Origin of the sequence: Rhodocista pekingensis, assembly GCF_042665545.1 — a bacterium.
Lineage (GTDB): Bacteria > Pseudomonadota > Alphaproteobacteria > Azospirillales > Azospirillaceae > Rhodocista > Rhodocista pekingensis.
The window spans coordinates 1-18,785 of the sequence record NZ_JBHTCM010000011.1 but is presented as its reverse complement, the minus strand read 5'-3'; the positions used below and the strand labels follow the sequence as shown (position 1 = coordinate 18,785).

Sequence of the window (18,785 nt, the reverse complement as noted above, 5' to 3'; positions counted from 1 at the left end):
TGTTCGACGAGGAGGCCTATCTGGCCCGCTGGGCCGACGTGCGCGCCGCGGTCGAGGCCGGCACGTTCCGCTCGGGCTACGAGCACTACCTTGAGTTCGGCTGGCGCGAGGACCGCGACCCCTCCGCCTGGTTCGACCTCTCCGCCTATCTGGAGCGCAACCCCGATGTCGCCGCCGCCGGCATCGACCCCCTGCGCCACTGGCTCGTCTGGGGCATCGGCGAAAACCGCATCGCCACCGCCGCCGACACGGGACTCTGGCTCGCTTAGGCGGAAAGGACGGGGGCGCCCCGGCGACCGGGGCGCCCCATCTGCCCTTTCAGAACTCCGCCCGTTCAGAACCCCGTCCTGTCAGAACCTTGCCGCTTCAGAATTCCGTCGTGATGACGCGGTCGGGCGAGGGGTGGCCGTCCACGAAGGTCTTCACGTTGACGATGACCTTCTCGCCCATGTCCACGCGGCTCTCATAGGTGGCGCTGCCCAGGTGCGGCAGCAGCACCACATTGTCCAGCTTCAGCAGCTTGGGGTCCACGGCCGGTTCCTGCTCGAACACGTCCAGGCCGGCGCCGGCGATCTCCCGCCGTTGCAGCATGCCGGCCAGCGTGCCTTCGTCGATGGCCTCGCCGCGGCTGGTGTTCACGATGATGGCACTGGGCTTCAGCAGCTTCAGCCGGCGCGCGTTCAGCAGGTGGTAGGTCGCCGGCGTGCGCGGGCAGTTGATGGACACGATGTCCACCCGCGCCAGCATCTGGTCCAGGCTCTCCCAGTAGGTCGCGTCCAGCTCGGCCTCGATCTCCGGATGGACGCGGCGGCGGTTGTGATAGTGGATCGACAGGCCGAAGCCGCGGGCGCGGCGGGCCAACGCCTGGCCGATGCGGCCCATGCCGACGATGCCCAGCCGCTTGCCGCCCAGGCGCGAGCCCAGCATGGTCGTCGGTCCCCAGCCGGTCCAGTGGCCCGAGCGGACCAGCCGCTCCCCCTCCGTCAGCCGGCGCGCCACGGCCAGGATCAGGGCCATGGTCATGTCGGCCGTGTCCTCGGTCAGCACGCCCGGCGTGTTGGTCACGCTGATGCCGCGCTCCCGCGCCGCCTTCAGGTCGATATGGTCCACGCCGTTGCCGAAATTGGCGATCAGCTTCAGCCGCGGGCCGGCGGCGGCGATCACCTCGGCGTCGATGCGGTCGGTCACGGTGGGGACCAGCACGTCGGCCTGCGCCGCGGCGTCCAGGAGCTGCTCGCGGGTCAGGGGCGTGTCGTCCAGGTTCAGCCGCGCCTCGAACAGCTCCATCATCCGGGTTTCGATGACGTCGGGCAGCTTGCGCGTGACGATGACCAGCGGGCGCTTGCGATCCGGCATGGCGCGGCTTCCTTCCCTGCGTGCCTTTACTGTGGGCGTCCGGTCCTGCGGGCGTCGCTTCCGGCCGCCCCGCCCCGCCCCACGGCGACGGCATGGAAGTATCAGCGGCGGCGGCGGATTGTCCAGGCGGCGTGCGGCCCCAGCCCTCCCTTGACCCCGCCCGGCCGGCGGGGCAGGGTTCGGCCCGTTCCGGAAACATGCGTCAGAAGGCGATGGCTCTCAGGTCCGTTCTGAAATCCCTGGTTCTTCGCGCCGCGGCGCTGCTGCTGCTGACGGCGCCCGTGGTCGCCCCGGCGGCGGCGCAGGACGAACCGCAGCAGGAGGCCGATCCGCGGCCCGATGCGGTGGTGCGCAGCGGCCTGCCGATCCCCCGCTTCGCCACGCTGCGCTCGGACGAGGTGAACCTGCGCACCGGCCCCGGCGTGCGTTATCCGGTGGACTGGGTGTTCGTGCGCGCCGGCATGCCGGTGGAGATCACGGCCGAGTTCGACACCTGGCGCCGCATCCGCGACTGGGAGGGCACCCAGGGCTGGGTCCACCGTTCCATGCTGGTCGGCCGGCGCAGCTTCGTCATCACCGGCGACGTCCGCACCCTGCGGCGCGAGCCGGGCGGCTCGTCGCCCGCGGTGGCGCAGGTCGAACCGGGGGTGATCGGCCGGCTGAACTACTGCAAGGGCGACTGGTGCCGGGTCGAGGCGCAGGGCATCGAGGGCTGGCTGCGCCGCGACGAGTTCTGGGGCGTCTACCCCGATGAGGAGGTCAAGGATTGAGCGGGACGGAAGAGAGCGGGGCGGGCGCCCGGGCGGCCCTGCTGCGCGCGGCCCAGGCGCTGAACGCGCTGGGCATCAACCAGGGCCGGTCGGGCAATGTCAGCGTGCGGACGGCGCAGGGCTTCCTGGTCACGCCGTCGGGCGTCGCCTATGAGGCGATGACGCCCGACATGCTGGTGCCGGTCACGCTGGACGGCGGCTACCGTGGCGACCTCCGCCCGTCCAGCGAATGGCGCCTGCACCGCGACATCTACCGGCACCGGCCCGATGCCGGGGCGGTGGTGCATGTGCATTCCACCGTCGCCACGGCGCTGGCCTGCCTGCGCCTGCGCATCCCGGCCTTCCACTACATGGTCGCCATGGCCGGCGGCACCGCCATCGAGGTGGCGGACTATGCCACCTTCGGCACGCAGGAGCTGTCCGACGCCATGCTGGCGGCCCTGGGGCCGCGCCGCGCCTGCCTGCTGGCCAACCACGGCCAGATCGCCTACGGCGCCACGCTGGAGAAGGCGCTCGACCTCGCGGTGGAGGTGGAGGCGCTGGCCCGGCAGTACTGGCACGCCCGCAGCCTGGGCGAGCCGGTGATCCTGACGGAAGCGGAGATGGCGGAGGTGACCCGCCGCTTCGCCGCCTACGGCAAGCCGGCGGCCGAGCGCACGGCCGGGGACGACGACGTGCTGGGCTTCCCCCACCGGCTCGACGGCTGACCGGCGGCCCTCCGCAGCCCCTCGACGCTCCCCCCGGCAGCGGCTAAGACTCTGATTCTCCGGCCCGGACGGGCGGAGCATCGGCACGGGACGAGCGACAGACGGGGGACGACGGGCATGCGGGGACTTCTGCGCACACTCCTGGGCGGGCTGCTGCTGGCGACGCCGGCGGCCGCGGCCGCGCCGGAGCCGGCCGATCTGGTGTTCTGGGGCGGGCCGATCCACACGGCGGAGGAGGCGACCCCGACGGTGGAGGCGGTGGCGGTGCGCGCCGGGCGCATCGTGCATGCCGGCCCGCGGGCCGGGGCCCAGGCCCTGGTCGGCCCGGCGACGCAGGTGGTGGAGCTGCGCGGGGCGGCGCTGTTCCCCGGCTTCACCGACGCGCACATGCATCTGGACGGCGTCGGCCAGCGCGCCCTGTCGCTGGACCTCTCGACGGAACGGTCGCTTGCCTCGCTGCTCGCCACCGTGGCGGCGCGGGTGGCCCGGCAGCCGCCCGGCAGCCTGCTGACCGGCGGCGGCTGGATCGAGACGCACTGGCCGGAGAAGCGTTTTCCCACCCGGCAGGACCTGGACACCGTGGCGCCGGACCTTCCGGTGCTGCTGACCCGCGCCGACGGCCACGCCCTGGTGGCGAACAGCGCCGCCCTGCGCGCCGCCGGGATCGACGCGGACACGGTGGCGCCGGAGGGCGGCGAGATCCTGCGCGATGCCGAGGGCCGGCCCACCGGCATGCTGATCGACACCGCCATGTCGCTGGTCGCCGGGCTGCGCAAGGAACCGACGGTGGATGAGCGCCGCCGCGCCTACGCCGAGGGCGCGGCGCTCTATGCCCGGCTGGGCTGGACCGGCGTCCACACCATGGGCACGCCGCTGGAGGACGTGCCGATCCAGGAGGCGCTGCTGGCCGAGGGGGCGCTGCCCCTGCGCGTCTACAACCTGGTCCGCCGCATCGACGGCGAGCGGCTGGTGGCCGAGGGGCCGCGGCAGAGCGGCGACGGCCGCATCGTCACCCGCGGCGTCAAGCTGTTCGCGGACGGGGCCCTGGGCTCCCGCGGGGCGGCGCTGCTGGAGCCCTATGCCGACGCGCCGGGCCGCGGCCTCGTCCTGCTGGACCCGGCGGAGACGGCCCCCTTCCTGGCCGCGGCGCTGAAATCCGGCATCCAGGTCGCCACCCATGCCATCGGCGACCGCGCCAACCGGCTGGTGCTGGACGCCTATGAGGCCGCCTTCGCCGCCGTCCCGGCCGGGCAGCGGGCTCTGGCCGAACCGCGCTGGCGGGTGGAGCACGCCCAGATCGTCGCCCCGGCGGACCGGCCGCGCTTCGCCACGCTGGGCGTCATCGCCTCCATGCAGCCCAGCCACGCCATCGGCGACCTGCACTTCGCCCCGGCCCGGCTGGGGCCGGAGAGCGCCCGGCTGGGCGATTCCTATGCCTGGCGCAGCCTGCTGGAGAGCGGGGCGGTGGTCGCCGGCGGTTCCGACGCGCCGGTGGAGGTGGGCGACCCCCGCATCGAGTTCTATGCCGCCGTGGCGCGGCGCGACCTTGCGGGCTTCAGCGGCCCCGGCTGGCATCCGGAACAGGCGCTCGACCGGCAGGCGGCGCTGCGGCTGTTCACCCTGGCCCCGGCCTATGCCGCCTTCCAGGAACGGGACCTGGGCAGCATCGCCGTCGGCAAGAAGGCGGACCTGACCGTCTTCTCCGCCGACCTGATGACCGTGCCCGTGGAAGAGATCCCGAAGGCCCGCGCGCTCCTGACCGTGGTGGACGGCACCATCGCCTATCGCGCCGAGGGTTGGTGAGGCGGGAAGCCCAATGTCAGCCAACCGCTGTATTGCAAGGGGAGAGACTTTGCCTATTCCCTTAATCGCCTCTTTGGAATAAATTGCCATGTCTGGGCTGTGCAGATGAAGTTTTCGGCTGCTTCTGGATATCCGATTTAGGGTGGGTCCAATGTCAATATACTTAGAGACTGTAAATAAAACAAAAATAAATGCAAAAATCCTTAAAGAAATTTTGCAGTTATATGAATCGATGAAGCCAGAAGAAAGGTCGAACTTTGAAATTCGCTCCTTGGCGTGCTTGCGGGCCTTGGAATTAAAGGGATTTGGTATTCAGAAGGCTTCGGCTCTTTCTGTTGCTATAGAACTTCGCCTTGACGCTCTATCGCGCCTCATAAATGATCCAGTCCATCGTGAGTGGGTCATGCCCAGTAAAGAAGCTGATGCAGTCATGATACATTTTGATCTGCTCCGTGTGGCTGCCACGGAGCCTCTGATTGAGATTGGTGGAGCAAGAGTTGCTTTCGATCCAGAAGCGTTCCGGGTTCGGTTCCTGAGAATTTGCCGTCCAAAAGGGAGGGCATGAACGGCAGAACTCTGGGCTCTCCGGGTGATGCCACGGATGGCGGCGGAAAGATCGGGTCGGGAAACTGCCAGCGGCCAGGGTCTCTTGACTCTCCCCACCGTCTCGGCTAGATACCGCGCTCTCCGCCGCGTGTTCCTGCGCACGGCGGAACGGTTTTCGTGTTTCCGCGCGACCTCTCCCCGGTACAGCGGTGACGTCGCCCGACCCATAAAGTCGCCCGACCAATAAAGGTGTTCCGATGTCCCGCAAGTGCGCCGTCACCGGCAAGGGTGTGCAGACCGGCAACAACGTCAGCCACGCCAACAACAAGTCCCGCCGCCGCTGGCTGCCGAACCTGCAAGAGACCTCGCTTCTGTCCGACACGCTCGGCCGCATGGTCCGCCTGCGCCTGTCCACGAACGGCATCCGCACCATCGAGCACAAGGGCGGCCTGGACGCGGCCCTGCTCGACATTCCGGACGCGCGCCTGAACCAGGACGCCCGCCGGGTGAAGAAGCAGATCCAGAAGGCGATCGAGGCGAAGAAGGCCACGGCCTGATCCGCCGGGGCGGGGGGCCGTGTCCCTCTCCCCTGCCGACCTCGTCGCTCTGCTGAACGGCCTGCCGCCGGAGCTTCTGCTCCTGCTCCAGGCCGTTTTCTGTTTCGGCGCCATCCTGCTGATGGGGCGCCTGTTCGGGGCGGCGGGGTTGCAGCTCTACATCGCTGTGGCCGTGATCGGCGCGAATGTCGAGGTGCTGAAGGCCGTGCAGTTCGGCCTCTACGCGCACCCGGTCGCGCTCGGCACCGTGCTGTTCAGCTCGACCTATCTGGCGACCGACATCCTGACCGAGCATTTCGGGCGGGAGGCGGCCCGGCGCGGCATCTTCATGGGCTTCGCCGGCTATCTGCTGTTCACCTGCATGATGCTGCTGACGCTCGGCTTCCCGCCGCTGACGCCGGAGCAGGCGGGGACGGAGATGGCCTGGGCGCTGCCCATGCAGGGCCACATGGCGGCGCTGTTCACGCCCGCGCCGGCGCTGTTCGCGGCGGGCATGACCGCCTACCTGACCAGCCAGATCTTCGATGTCTGGGTCTATCAGCGTCTGCGCGGCGCCACCGGCGGCCGGCATCTCTGGCTGCGCAACAACGGCTCGACCATGCTGTCCAGCCTCGTGGACAACGTGATCTTCAGCGTGCTGGCCTGGGTGGTGTTCGCGCCCGAGCCCGTGGGGCTGGAGGCGCTGCTCTTCACCTATATCCTGGGCACCTACCTGCTGCGCGTGGCGCTCTCGGTGCTGGATACGCCCTTCATGTACCTCTCCCGCCGCGCGCTGGGGCGGCAGATTCCCGCCGCCTGACCGCTGCCTGACCGGAGTGGGGAAGGGGGCGCCGGCGGTCAGGCCGCCAGCGCCAGATCCTCCTCGGGCGACCAGGGCAGCAGGTCCCGCCCGTCATGGGCCAGACGCTTCGGGTCCACCCGGCCGACGACGGCCGTGCCCTTCGCGGCCAGCCGGATGACGTCGCCGTCCTCCGGCACCAGGGCGCGCTCGACGCCGCAGCTCCGGGCCAGACGGGCATGCGCCTCCAGATGCTCCAGCGTGCCGTGGACGGGCACGGCGAAGCGGGGCCGGACCAGACCGTACATCCGCTTCAGGTCCTCGCGCGCCGGATGGCCGGAGACATGCACCGGCGCGTCCGCGGGCGTCAGCACCTGCACGCCCGCCGCCTCCAGATGGCGGACGACGGAGGCGATCGCCTCCTCGTTGCCGGGGATGGCGCGGGCGGAGAAGATCACCGTGTCGCCCTTCACCAGCCGCAGCGAGCGGTGCTCGCCGCGGGCGATGCGGCTCATGGCGGCGCGCTCCTCGCCCTGGCTGCCGGTGCAGAGCAGCACCAGCTCCCGCCGCGGCAGCGATGCCGCCTGGTCCAGGCTCAGGAACTCGGGGATGTCCTCCAGATAGCCGCAGGCCCGCGCCGCCTTCTCCATGCGCAGGAGCGAGCGGCCGGCCAGCACGACCCGGCGGCCGTTGGCCTTGGCCGCCAGCGCCACCGCCTTCATGCGGTGGACGTTGCTGGCGAAGCCGGTGACGGCGATGGTGCCCTTGCGCCCGGCGAAGGCGGCGGTCAGCCCGGCATGGGCCTTGGCTTCCGACGCCGTGCTGCCCTCGACCATGCTGTTGGTGCTGTCGCACAGCATCGCCAGCACGCCCTCGTCGCCCAGCCGGCGCAGCGCCTCCACGTCGGTGGTGTGGCCGACCAGCGGGGTCTCGTCGAACTTCCAGTCGCCGGTGTGCAGGATGGTGCCCGCCGCCGTGCGGATGGCCAGCGCCACCGGCTCCGGGATGGAGTGGGTGACGGCGATCGTCTGCACCCGGAACGGGCCCAGCGCGATCTCGCCGCCGATCGGCAGCGGGTGCAGGCGCACCTGCCGGGTCGTGCCGGTCTCCTTCAGCCGCTCGCGGATCACATGGGCGGCGAAGTCGGTGGCGTAGATGGGGCAGCTCAGGCGCGGCCAGAGGTGCTGGATGGCGCCGACATGGTCCTCATGGGCATGCGTCACCACCAGCCCGACCACGTCGGCCATCCGCTCCTCGATGAAGGTCGGATCGGCCATCACGGCGTCCAGGCCGGGCTGGTCGTCGCCCAGGAAGGCGACGCCCGCGTCCACGATCAGCCATTTGCCGGCGTGACCGTACAGCGTCATGTTCATGCCGATGCGGGAACAGCCGCCCAGCGGAAGGAAGATGATCTCGTCGGCGCCCGGGACCGGACCCGGGATCGTGCGGCCGGCCCCCGTCTCGGGGGTGCGGGCCGGAGCGGACCGGCGCTGTCTCTTCGGCGCGGTCCCACGCGGCGCAGCGCGCCGCCCATGCAGGAATGTCATGCAGTCTTTCGTTTCTGACCGTTCGTCGTTCTCGTCGTTCCCGGGGTGGGAACGCCGCGGCGCCCGCTTCCGTGTCCCGCGTTTCCGCGGCGCCCGTCTGATGCGCGCTTCGTCTTTGACGCCGGCCGCGGGGCGCGTGTTCCCGCGGTTGGCCGTGTGCCGGCATTCGACGCTGCCGGCGGGGCGTGCGCCGCCGGAGGGCGACGCGGAAAGGGGGCACCGCCGGAGCGGTGCGGACCGGCCCCGGAGGCCGCGGCCGGCCCTGGAAAGGGGCCGGAGCGGTCAACCGCGCGCGCAGGCCGTCAGGGCCTGTGGCGGACACGGTCCGGAACCGGGATGGGGCCGGGTGGGACGCCGCCGTGCGATCCTTGATCCCTGGACCGTGCAAGTTCGGAACTTGCGGGCCTGGCCTGGGACCGAGGGACGGGGCATCCGGTGTCCGGTCGGACCGATCTTCTGCCGGGGCAGCCCGGCGGGGATCGGATCGGACCGATGAAGATTTGCATCCCACGATATGGAGGTTCCGCCGCGGATTGCAAGTCCGTTCCGTCGCCGGGCCCCGCGTCTGCCGCAGGCTGCCCCCGCGTGGCACCCCGGCTTTCCTCCCGGCGTTCCCCTGGCGCGCCGTGTTCCGCCGTGCCGGCGTCGGAGCAGAATCTTAATTTACTGAATATTGAATAATCATGGTGAAATTGCTGTGACAAGAATGTGCGTCCGACCCGCTCCGAACGGATTATTCACCAAATAGCGGCGGCGGTTTCTGGCGGTCATGACCTACCGTGGACAGGCTTTCGACCGTCCCCTGTCGAGCGTCCATGAACTGCTCCCATTTCCTGCCGCCCGCTGCCGTGCCTCCGCCCGCCCGTACCAGGGCGGTTCTCAGCGTGGCGGTTCTCAGTCTGGCGGCCCTGGTGCCGGCCGCGGCGGCGCGCTCGCCGGACCCGGTCTGGCAGGGGGCGGAGCGCCTGGCGCTGCGCTGCTCGCTGGCGCCGCTGCCCGGGGCCGACCGTCTGGCGCTGGAGACGGCGCTCTGCCGCCGCGCCGCCGCGCTGGCCGCCCGTGGCGCCCCGCTGCCGGTGGCGGCGCTGGCCCCCGGCGATCCCGCGCTGCTGGCGGACGGCACCGTGGCCCTGCTGGTGCAGGCGGCGGTGCAGCCGGCCGACACGCTGGTGCCGGGGGCCGCCGGCCGGGTGCTGCTGCTGGTGCTGCGGCCCTGGCGCAGGGGGGCGCCGCCGCCCGCCCTGTTCGGTCCGCCGCCGCGGGCCGTCGCCCTGCCGGCCGCCGCCGCGGCCCCCCTCGATGCCGCGACCCTGGCCGGCCCCGGCGGGCCGGCCGCCCACGCCCTCGACGCCCTGCTGGCGGAGGCGCTGCCCTGGCGCCGCCCCCCGCCTGCCACCCGCCCGCCTGCCACCCGGCCCCCCGCCACCGATCCCCCCCTCCGGGAGCCCCGAGAATGAGCGCCGTCCGCCCCCTGTCGTTCCGTTCCGCCGCCCGCGAGTTCCCCGTCGATGCCGGCACCGGCAAGGAGATCTGGGACACCGATACCATCGCCGAGCACCTGATCCGCACCGGCACGGCCTGGGCCGCCCCCGGGGGCGTGGTCCGCTACGGCTTCATCGACCACCGGCCGGCGGAGGGTTACAGCCCGAACGGGGAGGCCGACGGCTTCTCCCCCTTCTCCGCGGCGCAGCGCGAGGCGGCGCGCCAGGCCGCCGCCCTCTGGGACGACGTGCTGGCGATCCGCTTCGTGGAGGATACCCGGCCCGATGGCGGCCAGATCCGCTTCGCCAACACCACCACCGGCCCCGGCCAGGCCTGGGCCTATTTTCCGGACGCGCGGGCGGCGGCGGGGGGCGATGTCTGGGTCAATCCCGACCAGGCCAGCAACCTGCAACTGGCGCCGGGCTATTACGGCCTGACGACGCTGGTCCACGAGATGGGGCACGCGCTGGGCCTGTCGCATCCCGGCGACTACGATGCCGGCGACGACGGCGAGATCTCCTATGCCGCCAGTGCGGAGTATTTCCAGGATTCGCGCCAGTACAGCATCATGTCCTACTGGGATGCGCGCCTGACCGGGGCCGATCATGTGGACTGGTGGGACCTGCGCTTCGTCTATGCCGCCTCTCCCCTGCTGCACGACATCGCCGCCGCCCAGCGCCTCTACGGCGCCGACATGACGACGCGCACCGGCGACACGACCTATGGCTTCAACGCCAGCGCCGATCTGGCCGACCGTCCGTCCTTCGACTTCAGCCGCAACACCCAGCCGGTGGTCGCCCTCTGGGATGCCGGCGGCACCGACACGCTGGACTTCTCCGGCTTCGCCACGCCCACCGTGCTGGACCTGCGCCAGGGCGCCTTCAGCAGCGCCGGCGGCCGGGCGGACGTGCCGGCCGACTATGCCTCGCAGGGCGACAGCCTGCTGAAGCAGAACATCGCCATCGCCTACGGCACGGTGATCGAGAACGCGGTCGGCGGCAGCGGCGACGATCTGGTGATCGGCAACGAGGTGGCGAACCGGCTGGACGGGGGCGCCGGGGACGACACGCTGGTCGGGGCGCAAGGCCGCGACACCCTGATCGGCGGCGCCGGGGACGACCTGTTCCGGCTGATCCGGCCCGGCGACAGTCCGGTGCGGGCGCCGGACGTGATCTTCGATTTCGACCGGGCGGGGGACGACCGCATCGACCTTTCGGCCATGGATGCCGACCTGCATCGGGCCGGCGACCAGGATTTCCGTTTCATCGGCAGCGCCACCTTCACCGGCGCGGGCCAGATCCGCGCGGTGGGCACCGATCTCGGCATGCTGGTGCAGGGCAACGTGAAGGTGGACGGCGTGATCGACTTCGCCCTCCTCCTCCTCGGCGTCACCCGCCTCGATGCCGACGACTTCCTCGGCCTCGTGGGCTGAGGGGGGCAGCCGGCGCCGTCAGAACCGGTAGCTCAGGCCCAGCTTCACGACGGGGAACCAGCGGGTCCAGTCGATCTCGTCCTCCAGCTCGCGGCGCTCGCGCTCAATGTCGGCGGCGAAGCGGGGATCGCCGGCAACGGGGCCGGTGCCGCGGAGACTGACCTCCGGCCGGCCCTGGTGCATCACGCCCAGGTCGGCGACGAAGGACAGCCCGGTCAGCGGCAGCGACACGGTCCAGCCCAGACCGGCATAAGGGGCGATGCGGTCGTAATCGACCGAACCCTCCAGCCGGCCGATCAGCTCCGGCGCGTAGGTGTTTCCGCCCACCGTCACCGGCCGGCCGGGTGTGGCCTGCACGTCGATGTCGTTGCCGTTCAGGCGCAGTCCGGCCGTCAGCCGGAACGATCCGGCCAAGGGATACCAGTCCAGCAGGGCGCCGGCCGACCGCAGCGTGACGTCGCCGTCATAGTCGATGTCGTCAACCTTGATGGAGCGGGAGAGGCCCAGCGTGCCGGCATCCAGGCGCAGGCCCAGGACGGGCAGGATCTGGTAAGACAGCTCCGCCCCCACGCCGGTGGTTCCGGCGCTGATGCCGACGCCCACTTCCGCCGCGGCCGGTGTGGCGGACAGCAGGAACGCCGCGACGGCCAACGCCGGGGCAATCCGGGCGGCGGGGACGGGAGCGCGCAGGACGGGACGGTGCGGCGCGGGGCGGTGTTGGGCGGGACGGTGCTGGGCGGTACGGTGCGGGGGCGGCGGCTGGCGCATCGGCGGCAGGGTTCGGGCTGGTTGCGGGAACGCCCCCGGTCATACGGGCAAACGCGGCCGGCTGGACCTGCGCAACCGGGCGGTCCCGAAATCCTCACAGCCCGGCCGTTCCTCCCGCCGGTCGCCCGGGGAAGCGCGCCGAGCGGGGGAGCCTACGGGCGCCGGGCCACCAGCCGGACGGTCGCGGCCGGGCCGCGGTGGAACGGCCCCTCGTCCAGCTCCGGGTCCGCCTCCTCCAGCAGGAGAACCTCCAGCCCGGCGAAGTCCCGCCGCAGCATGTCGGCATCGTAGAGCAGGGCCGGGTCCTTCGGGCCGCCGCTGGCGCGGCCGAGCTGGGCCGGCCGGAAGGTCTCCAGGATCAGCAGGCCGCCGGGGCGCAGGCTCCGCGCCATGGCCGCATGGACCCGGGCGCGGCAGTCGGGCGGCAGGTGCAGGAAGATGACGACGACCGCGTCGAACCGCGCCTCCGGCCAGTCCCAGGCGGCGAGATCGGCCACCGCGGTGGCGATCCGCACCCCGCGTTCGCGGGCCAGCCGCTCCGCCTTGGCCAGCCCGACGGCGGAGCTGTCCACGGCCAGCACCTCCAGGCCCCGTTCCGCCAGCCAGACGCCGTTGCGCCCCTCCCCGTCGCCGGGCAGCAGCACCCGCCCGCCCGGCGCCAGCAGGGACGCCTGCGCCGTCAGGAAGGCATTGGGCTCCGTGCCGTAGACGAACCCGTCCGTGGCGAAACGCTCATCCCAGAAGCTGGACACGCCCGATCTCCCGCTGTGGTTCCCCGGGCAGGGTAGCCCCGCCCCGGCGCCGCCGGAAGCCCCGGAAGCGACCCAGGGGTGGCGCCGGGCGCGGGCCGACCGCCGCGCGCAACCGTTGCTGCGGCAGGCGCCGACCGGCGGGGGGAGGGGGCGGATGGATCTGGTGCAGGTTTCGGTGGCCATGTCGCTGGACGGCTGCATCGACCGCGCGGGCGGCGAGCGGCTGGTCCTCTCCGGGGCGGAGGACCTGCGCGAGGTCCATGCCGCCCGCGCCGCGGCGGACGCCGTGCTGGTCGGGGCCGGCACGCTGCGGCGGGACGATCCCCGGCTCACCGTGCGCTTTCCCGACCTGCGGCAGGCCCGGCTGGACCGCGGCCTGCCGGCCGATCCGGCGCGGGTGGCGCTGACCCGCAGCGGCGCGATCGACCCGGGGGGCGCCTTCTTCGCCGGCGACGGGCGGCGCTTCGTGCTCTGCCCGGCGGAAGTGGCGCCGGGGCTGCGCCGGCGGCTGGGCGCCGTCGCCACGGTGCTGCCGCTGGAGCGGACGGATGCGCCGTCCATCGTGGCGGCGCTGGAAGGGGTGGGGATCGGGCGGCTGCTGGTGGAAGGGGGCACCCAGGTGCTGACCCTGTTCCTTGCCAGTGGCTGCTTCCACCGGCTGCGGCTGGCGGTGGCGCCGTTCTTCGTGGGGCAGGCGGGGGCGCCGCGGCTGGCCGCGGCGGCGGACTATCTGCACGGCGGCGACCGCCGGCTGCGCGTCGTGGCGACCCGCAGCGTCGGCGGCATCGCCGTCATCGAGCTGGAGAACGACGCAGCCGTCCCCAGGTCCCGCTGACCACGCCCTCGGCCGGGGCGCCGTCCGAGGGGGTGCCGCCCACGGGCGGCGGCGGGGGCGGCGGCTGGCGCAGGGGCAGCGGCTGGTCCAAGAGGGCCCAGGCCAGCTCGCGCAGCGACTGGCCCAGCTCCTTGCGCAGGGCCGGCACGGCCAGCCGGTTCAGCAGCAGGGTCGGCTCCGCCGGCATGCGGCGCTGCACCAGGGCGACGAAGGTCAGCAGCGCGCGCTCGTCGCGGCTGATGCGCGGGGCGCAGCCGTTCGGGATCTCCGGCTGGGTCAGCGGATAGCGGTGCATCAGGTCCAGCGCCTGTTCCCAGGCCAGCAGCGCATCGGCCCAGCCGGTGCCGGCCAGCCGCCGGAACTCCGCCTCCACCTGCACCCAGCCGAAGCGGCCGTAGCGCCAGCGCCGCGCGGACCAGACCAGCAACTGCTCCACCCGGTCCAGGTCGAAAACGGTAAGGCCGGAGTCCGGGCCGGAAGCGGGACCTGGGTGGGAAGGCCGGTCCTGGCTGATCGCCTGCATGCTTGCCTCCGTGGTCGATACCGGAACCATATTGAGAGTCATTATCAATTGCAAGCCTGTCCAGGTGAGGGTGCCCGACAGGGCTGCCGGGGTCTGGCCATCCGTGTCGGCCCCATTGTCGGGCGACCAGATCGGCCACCAGGTCCAGGCCGTATGGGCCAGGCCGTCGAGGTCAGGCCGCCAGGATCATCCCGCCAGGATCGGAACGGGGACGCCGGCTCCCCGGTTCCGCCGCCACCCGGGCCAGGGCTGCTCCTGGACCGGGACTGCGGAGGAACCGGGAACGGAGCCGGATCGTGGCGGTTGATGGCGCCTGACTCTTAAATAGGTCGGGAGATGAAGATGACCAGCGGTGCCCGTGGCAGTGATGCGATCAGAACCACCGATCACGACGCCATCCGGCGCTGGGCCGAGGCGCGCGGCGGCCGTCCGGCCGCGGTCGCCGGCACCGGCGGGGACGACGACTCCGACGGCGGCATCCTGCGTATCGACTTCGGCGAGAAGGAGGAGGGGCTGGAGGAAATCTCCTGGGACCGCTTCTTCCGGACCTTCGAGGACCGCCGGCTCGCCTTCCTCCACCAGGAGGAGATCGAGGGCCACGAAAGCCGTTTCTTCAAGCTGGTCCGCCGCGACTGACGCCGCCGCCGGATGCGCCGCCCACCGGTTCCGGGGGAGCGGGCTCCGGGGCCACGACGCTGCCGCAGATGCGACGCAGCGCGTCCCACGCTTCCGGCAGCAGCAGCGGGACGGCCCCCGCCGGCGGGTCGCGCGACAGGCGCGCCTCCAGGGCCGCGATGCGGACGGCCGTATCGGGATGGCTGGACAGCCAGCGCAGCCAGACCGGCGGGTCGCCGTGGATGTCGCGCATCCGCTCGAACAGCCGGGCCAGCGGACCCACGGGCAGGCCGGCCGCCTCCAGCCTGTCGGCGGCGAAGGCGTCGGCCGCCATCTCCCGCTCCTGGCTGTAGCCCGACTCCAGCGCCTGGGTCAGCAGGGCGGCGACGACCCCGCCGCTGAAATCGCCCGTCACCAGCGAGAGCACGGCGCCGAACAGGCCGACGCGGATCACCCGCACCATCGGGTCGCGGGCCACGGCATGGCCCATCTCGTGCGCCAGCACGCCGGCCAGCGCCTCGGGACTGTCCGCGACGGTGATCATGGCGGCGGGCACGACCAGGATGCCGCCGGGCAGGGCGAAGGCGTTGACCATGCGGCTGCCCACCACCCGCACGCTGAAGCCGTCCGCCGGAACGTGCGGCCCCGGCCCGGACAGCCGGGCCAGCATCGTCTCCAGCGCCGCCGTTCCCGCCGGATCCTCGCAGCGTCGCGGCAGCCCCTCATCCCCGACCATGTCGGCCCCGATCATGTCCGCCAGGGACTCGGCCACCGCCTCCCCCACCCGCCGGTCCAGCGACGGCGGCACCAGTTCGGTCAGCACAGGCGCCAGGGCGGGGATCAGCACGAACACCACCAGCAGCAGCGACAGCACCGCCCCCGCCAGGGTCGGGCCCGCCGCCCATCGGCGCGGGGGCCGGTGGGCGGGACCCGCGATGGCGGGGAAGGCCGCGGCCAGCCGGGCCGGGGTGGCGTCATCGTCGGGCAGCAGCCGGACCGCCGATCCGGCCTCCAGCCCCAGCGCGCCCGGTGGACCGTCGGGCAGGGGGCGGACGCCGTCGCCGGGCCAGCGGTCCAGCTCCCGTCCGTCGGGATGCAGGATCACCAGCCACGCCGCCTCCGCCCGCAGCCGCACGGGCAGGGTCCGGCCGGTCGCGCCGTCCTGGTAGCGGGCGCTGCCCAGGTCGCCCGGCGCAGCGCCGCTGGGCGGCGCGCTGCCGCCGGCCGCCGGCCGTGTCACAGTCCGATCCCGATGTCGCCCACGGCGTCGATCAGCCCCTCGCCCCGGCGCGGGGCCGGGGCGGCGCGGTTGACGATGGCGTCGGCGGCGGACAGGCCGGTGATCCGGCCGTGCGCCGCCAGCCGCGTCAGCAGCGCCGGCAGGTAGTAGCCCGTCGTCACCAGCGGCGTGGCCGCCAGCAGCAGCAGCAGGGCCACCGCGCCCCCCACCACGACGCCCATCGGTGTCGGGATCAGCATGGCGATGCCGATGCCCGCAAGCGCCGCCAGCCCCGCCACGCCAAGCAGCAGCAGCGCCGTCACGGCGATCACGCCGATGAAGGCCCGCACCGGCGCGTCGCAGCGGAAGCGGATGCCCTCAAGCCAGGTGTGCCGGGTGAAGTGCCGGAACCGGACCAGCCGGTAGAAGGCCAGCGCCAGAAGCCCGGCGGCATAGAGCAGGACGGCGACCGCCAGCAGCCCGTCATTCAGATCGAGCGGCGTCGGGGGGACGCCTGCCTGCTGTTCCTCCATCGTCTCCAGTGCCGGCGTGAATCCGACGGCCCAGAGCACGGTGCCCAGCGCCAGCAGGCCCCAGGCGGCCAGCCATGCGCCCCAGAGGCCGCGGCTGTCCGCGTCGCTGCCGAACCTGCCGGTGCCGAACCGGGTGATGGACATGCGGTAACGGTAGGTCTTCGCGTCCGCCCAGGGCATGGCGATGCCCAGCGACAGCGTCGCCAGCAGATAGGCCCAGAGATGCAGTCCGACGAAGCGGACCGCCGTCCCGTCCTGCCCGGCCGCGATGCCGCTCCAGCGCGTCCGCGTCAGCAGATAGCGCCGCGCGAAATAGGCGCCGGTCAGGGCCAGCGCCCCCAGCAGGGGATAGAACAGCAGGGTGACCGTCACCCCCGCCACGGGATGGGTGAGGGTCAGGACATTGGCGACGAACTGGAAGACGGCCAGCACCGGGGCCAGCAACACCAGGGCGACCAGGAAGCCCAGGAACAGCTCCATCCCGCGGCCGGTATAGTCCAGCGGCCGGCCGTCGATCCGCAGCGCCCCCCAGAAGAAGCGCCGCACCCGGGTGCGCGCCCAGAAGCGGTAGAGCCCCAGCGTCAGCAGGTTCAGCAGCATGTTCGTCAGCAGCAGCCCGATCAGCGCGCCGCGCCCCGCCTCGAACCGCACCGCTCCGTCGCCGGTCCCGCCGCCCGTTGCGTCGCCCGTCTCCGTCCCCGGCCGCCCGTAGGGCGGGGTCATGCCGGTCAGCACCGCGTCCGTCATCCCCCAAGCGCCTCCTTCTCGCCCATCTGTCGTCAGATCCGCATTTCTGCAAGGATCATACGGGGCGGTCGGGGGGAGAATCCACAGACTTGACGTGCCTTTCCTCTGCCGCATACAGCCGGATGGCGAATCGTCAGAACGTCGCCAGCGGCGGCGGGGCGGTCTTCAGCAGGTCCTGGAGCAGGCGGACGACCTCCTCTATCTGGGTGCGGACCTTGTCCAGCTCGTCGGCCTTGCGGTCGTCCACCGAGGCCTCCAGCAGCATCATGTCGTAGTCCTTCAGCACGCCCTCGAAGGCTTCGCGCTCCATGTCCAGGATCTCATGCGCGCCCAGCGCCTGCACCAGCAGGGCCGGCGGGTCGCGGAAGAAGGACAGGCTGACGCGGGTGAAGGCGGCAATGGCGCGCAGCCGGGTCCGCACCAGCCAGGCGCCCAGGTCGGGCGGGGCCTGGGCCCGGCTCTCCTGCGCCTTGTCCTGCACGGCGAAGACCATGGACTGGATTTCCAGGTACGCGGCGCGGGCCTTCTTGTAGTCGGGGAAGGTGCGCCGCGGCATGTCCGCCGTCGCCTCGAACCCGGCCACGGCCTGCGAGAGCGAGCGGACGAGCTGGCGCAGCACCGTCGCGGGCTGTGAGGTGTCGCCGTCGCGGGCCATCTCAGTCCCAGCCCTCGAACCGGGCCCACTCCGACAGCGGCGCCCGCTCCGTGCGCAGCGCGTTCTCGGGCGCGGTCGGGTCCTCGTAGCCCAGCGCTATGCCGCCCACCACCATGCGGTCGTCGGGGATGCCCAGCTCGTGCCGCACGATCCCGCCATAGGCCGCCCAGGCGGCCTGCGGGCAGGTGTGCAGGCCGAACTGGCGGGCGGCGACCATGATGCTCTGAAGAAAGGTGCCGTAGTCCAGCCAGCTTCCGATCTCCAGCCTGCGGTCGATGGTGAAGATCAGCCCCACCGGCGCGTCGAAGAACAGATAGTTGCGCCCGTGCTGGCGGTGCATGCCCGCGCGGTCGTCGCGGCTGATGTTCAGCAGGGCATAGAGCGCCGCCCCCACCGCCTTGCGCCGTGACAGGTAGGGTTCGGCGAAGCTGTCGGGATAGTAGCGGTACTCCATGGCCGGGCCGGGCGCGGCCGTCTCATAGGCGTGCATCACGGCGCGGCACAGCCGCTCGCGCGCCAGCCCGGCCAGCGCATGCACCTGCCAGGGCTGCATGTTGGTGCCGCTGGGCGCCCGCGCCGCCGCGGTCAGGATCCGCTCCACCGTCTCGCGCGGGACGCGGGTGGGCAGGAAGCTGCGCACCGAGCGCCGGGACTCGATCGCCTCCAGCGGGGTCGCCGCCAGATCGATGCCGCAGCAGGGAAGCTCTCCATCCGCCATCCGCGCCTCCGGACTCCGGGTCCGCCGTTCGAACGGGGCAAGGGTACACCGTGGACCGGACAGGGAAAAGCGCACCGCTGCACCGCACCCCGGGGACGTCCTGGACCGGCGTCCGGGGACCCTTGGGAGGTCACCTTGCGGGCCGACGGATCGTGGAATGGTTCCAGATGAGAATCCATCGCAATCGGGCTTGACACGGACCCGGTGATCCGGCATTTCATTCCGCGACTGCGAACAATTCGCAGCTCTGGAGCGACCCGACCGGCCAGGGACGTGCGGAATCCCCCGTCACCGCACCCCCCTGGCCGGCGACCGGGAGGGCCCGCCCGTCGGCGGGCCCTTTCCCGTTCCGGCCTCTGCACGGCTCCGGTCCGCCGCCCGCACGGGAATCGCATTAGGAAAAGTTCTGTAGCGCGGCGGGGGGAAATGGATTCTGTATGTC

General features: G+C 72.1%; 19 protein-coding genes and 1 pseudogene. 11 read left to right on the top strand and 9 right to left on the bottom strand.

Going from position 1 to position 18,785, the window contains the following annotated elements; all coding sequences use genetic code 11:
- Positions 1–269: pseudogene (locus ACFQPS_RS13005) on the top strand (M10 family metallopeptidase C-terminal domain-containing protein); the annotation flags it as partial.
- A 97-nt stretch (positions 270–366) separates the two neighbouring features.
- On the opposite strand, the gene ACFQPS_RS13000 reads toward ACFQPS_RS13005, so the two are convergent.
- Entirely contained in the window at positions 367–1,356 is a 990-nt protein-coding gene (locus ACFQPS_RS13000) for a 2-hydroxyacid dehydrogenase (RefSeq protein ID WP_377359631.1), read from the bottom strand.
- Positions 1,357–1,568: 212 nt separating this feature from the next.
- Here ACFQPS_RS13000 and ACFQPS_RS12995 point away from each other — a divergent pair, with 212 nt between their 5' ends.
- The 6 genes from ACFQPS_RS12995 (at position 1,569) to ACFQPS_RS12970 (ending at position 6,538) form a co-directional block, all read left to right on the top strand.
- A complete protein-coding gene (locus tag ACFQPS_RS12995; protein WP_377359630.1) occupies positions 1,569–2,126 on the top strand; it encodes an SH3 domain-containing protein in 558 nt (185 codons plus the stop codon).
- Positions 2,123–2,833, top strand: coding sequence for a class II aldolase/adducin family protein (locus ACFQPS_RS12990; RefSeq protein WP_377359628.1), 711 nt, complete (start codon positions 2,123–2,125; stop codon positions 2,831–2,833). Before ACFQPS_RS12995 ends, ACFQPS_RS12990 begins: the two co-directional genes overlap by 4 nt.
- A 117-nt stretch (positions 2,834–2,950) precedes the next feature.
- The gene (locus ACFQPS_RS12985; protein ID WP_377359626.1) at positions 2,951–4,636 is read left to right on the top strand and encodes an amidohydrolase; all 1,686 of its coding nucleotides are present in this window, start codon (positions 2,951–2,953) and stop codon (positions 4,634–4,636) included.
- 151 nt (positions 4,637–4,787) lie between these two features.
- Positions 4,788–5,201, top strand: coding sequence for a hypothetical protein (locus tag ACFQPS_RS12980; RefSeq protein ID WP_377359625.1), 414 nt, complete (start codon positions 4,788–4,790; stop codon positions 5,199–5,201).
- Positions 5,202–5,439: 238 nt separating this feature from the next.
- Entirely contained in the window at positions 5,440–5,739 is a 300-nt protein-coding gene (gene rpmB, locus ACFQPS_RS12975) for a 50S ribosomal protein L28 (RefSeq protein WP_012568284.1), read from the top strand.
- A 19-nt stretch (positions 5,740–5,758) separates the two neighbouring features.
- Entirely contained in the window at positions 5,759–6,538 is a 780-nt protein-coding gene (locus ACFQPS_RS12970; protein WP_377359622.1) for a queuosine precursor transporter, read from the top strand.
- A gap of 38 nt (positions 6,539–6,576) precedes the next feature.
- On the opposite strand, the gene ACFQPS_RS12965 is transcribed toward ACFQPS_RS12970, so the two are convergent.
- Complete coding sequence (locus tag ACFQPS_RS12965; protein WP_377359620.1) at positions 6,577–8,064, bottom strand: ribonuclease J; 1,488 nt, start codon at positions 8,062–8,064, stop codon at positions 6,577–6,579.
- Positions 8,065–8,948: 884 nt separating this feature from the next.
- On the opposite strand from ACFQPS_RS12965, the gene ACFQPS_RS12960 reads away from it, so the two are divergent.
- Together ACFQPS_RS12960 and ACFQPS_RS12955 are read left to right on the top strand one after the other, a co-directional pair.
- Positions 8,949–9,521, top strand: a complete 573-nt coding sequence (locus ACFQPS_RS12960) for a hypothetical protein (RefSeq protein ID WP_377359618.1) — start codon at positions 8,949–8,951, stop codon at positions 9,519–9,521.
- The gene (locus ACFQPS_RS12955) at positions 9,518–10,978 is read left to right on the top strand and encodes a M10 family metallopeptidase (protein WP_377359617.1); all 1,461 of its coding nucleotides are present in this window, start codon (positions 9,518–9,520) and stop codon (positions 10,976–10,978) included. Before ACFQPS_RS12960 ends, ACFQPS_RS12955 begins: the two co-directional genes overlap by 4 nt.
- Positions 10,979–10,996: 18 nt before the next feature.
- Here the strand turns inward: ACFQPS_RS12955 and ACFQPS_RS12950 are convergent, their stop codons facing one another.
- Both ACFQPS_RS12950 and ACFQPS_RS12945 read right to left on the bottom strand, forming a co-directional pair.
- Positions 10,997–11,629, bottom strand: coding sequence for a hypothetical protein (locus ACFQPS_RS12950; protein WP_377359615.1), 633 nt, complete (start codon positions 11,627–11,629; stop codon positions 10,997–10,999).
- Positions 11,630–11,898: 269 nt separating this feature from the next.
- Entirely contained in the window at positions 11,899–12,498 is a 600-nt protein-coding gene (locus ACFQPS_RS12945) for an SAM-dependent methyltransferase (RefSeq protein ID WP_377359613.1), read from the bottom strand.
- A 154-nt stretch (positions 12,499–12,652) separates the two neighbouring features.
- Here ACFQPS_RS12945 and ACFQPS_RS12940 point away from each other — a divergent pair, with 154 nt between their 5' ends.
- Positions 12,653–13,333: a RibD family protein gene (locus tag ACFQPS_RS12940; protein WP_377359611.1), complete on the top strand. Its 681-nt coding sequence runs from the start codon at positions 12,653–12,655 to the stop codon at positions 13,331–13,333.
- On the opposite strand, the gene ACFQPS_RS12935 is transcribed toward ACFQPS_RS12940, so the two are convergent.
- Positions 13,290–13,856, bottom strand: a complete 567-nt coding sequence (locus ACFQPS_RS12935) for a hypothetical protein (protein WP_377359610.1) — start codon at positions 13,854–13,856, stop codon at positions 13,290–13,292. The genes ACFQPS_RS12940 and ACFQPS_RS12935 overlap by 44 nt on opposite strands.
- Before the next feature lie 342 nt (positions 13,857–14,198).
- On the opposite strand from ACFQPS_RS12935, the gene ACFQPS_RS12930 reads away from it, so the two are divergent.
- Positions 14,199–14,492, top strand: a complete 294-nt coding sequence (locus ACFQPS_RS12930) for a hypothetical protein (RefSeq protein WP_377359609.1) — start codon at positions 14,199–14,201, stop codon at positions 14,490–14,492.
- On the opposite strand, the gene ACFQPS_RS12925 is transcribed toward ACFQPS_RS12930, so the two are convergent.
- The 4 genes from ACFQPS_RS12925 to ACFQPS_RS12910 form a co-directional block, all read right to left on the bottom strand.
- Positions 14,470–15,711: a M48 family metallopeptidase gene (locus ACFQPS_RS12925; protein WP_377359607.1), complete on the bottom strand. Its 1,242-nt coding sequence runs from the start codon at positions 15,709–15,711 to the stop codon at positions 14,470–14,472. The genes ACFQPS_RS12930 and ACFQPS_RS12925 overlap by 23 nt on opposite strands.
- The gene (locus ACFQPS_RS12920; RefSeq protein WP_377359605.1) at positions 15,708–16,970 is read right to left on the bottom strand and encodes a DUF898 family protein; all 1,263 of its coding nucleotides are present in this window, start codon (positions 16,968–16,970) and stop codon (positions 15,708–15,710) included. The genes ACFQPS_RS12925 and ACFQPS_RS12920 overlap by 4 nt, the downstream gene beginning before the upstream one ends.
- 133 nt (positions 16,971–17,103) lie before the next feature.
- Positions 17,104–17,625, bottom strand: coding sequence for a hypothetical protein (locus tag ACFQPS_RS12915; RefSeq protein WP_377359603.1), 522 nt, complete (start codon positions 17,623–17,625; stop codon positions 17,104–17,106).
- Between the two features lies 1 nt (position 17,626).
- Positions 17,627–18,343, bottom strand: a complete 717-nt coding sequence (locus ACFQPS_RS12910; RefSeq protein ID WP_377359602.1) for a nitroreductase — start codon at positions 18,341–18,343, stop codon at positions 17,627–17,629.
- Between the last annotated feature and the right edge of the window lie 442 nt (positions 18,344–18,785).

Coding starts and splice junctions, on each gene's coding strand:
- ACFQPS_RS13000 (WP_377359631.1), bottom strand. CDS start 1,356: ATGCCGGATCGCAAGCGCCCGCTGGTCATCGTCACGCGCAAGCTGCCC.
- ACFQPS_RS12995 (WP_377359630.1), top strand. CDS start 1,569: ATGGCTCTCAGGTCCGTTCTGAAATCCCTGGTTCTTCGCGCCGCGGCG.
- ACFQPS_RS12985 (WP_377359626.1), top strand. CDS start 2,951: ATGCGGGGACTTCTGCGCACACTCCTGGGCGGGCTGCTGCTGGCGACG.
- ACFQPS_RS12980 (WP_377359625.1), top strand. CDS start 4,788: ATGTCAATATACTTAGAGACTGTAAATAAAACAAAAATAAATGCAAAA.
- rpmB (WP_012568284.1), top strand. CDS start 5,440: ATGTCCCGCAAGTGCGCCGTCACCGGCAAGGGTGTGCAGACCGGCAAC.
- ACFQPS_RS12965 (WP_377359620.1), bottom strand. CDS start 8,064: ATGACATTCCTGCATGGGCGGCGCGCTGCGCCGCGTGGGACCGCGCCG.
- ACFQPS_RS12955 (WP_377359617.1), top strand. CDS start 9,518: ATGAGCGCCGTCCGCCCCCTGTCGTTCCGTTCCGCCGCCCGCGAGTTC.
- ACFQPS_RS12940 (WP_377359611.1), top strand. CDS start 12,653: ATGGATCTGGTGCAGGTTTCGGTGGCCATGTCGCTGGACGGCTGCATC.
- ACFQPS_RS12935 (WP_377359610.1), bottom strand. CDS start 13,856: ATGCAGGCGATCAGCCAGGACCGGCCTTCCCACCCAGGTCCCGCTTCC.
- ACFQPS_RS12930 (WP_377359609.1), top strand. CDS start 14,199: ATGACCAGCGGTGCCCGTGGCAGTGATGCGATCAGAACCACCGATCAC.
- ACFQPS_RS12920 (WP_377359605.1), bottom strand. CDS start 16,970: ATGACGGACGCGGTGCTGACCGGCATGACCCCGCCCTACGGGCGGCCG.
- ACFQPS_RS12915 (WP_377359603.1), bottom strand. CDS start 17,625: ATGGCCCGCGACGGCGACACCTCACAGCCCGCGACGGTGCTGCGCCAG.
- ACFQPS_RS12910 (WP_377359602.1), bottom strand. CDS start 18,343: ATGGCGGATGGAGAGCTTCCCTGCTGCGGCATCGATCTGGCGGCGACC.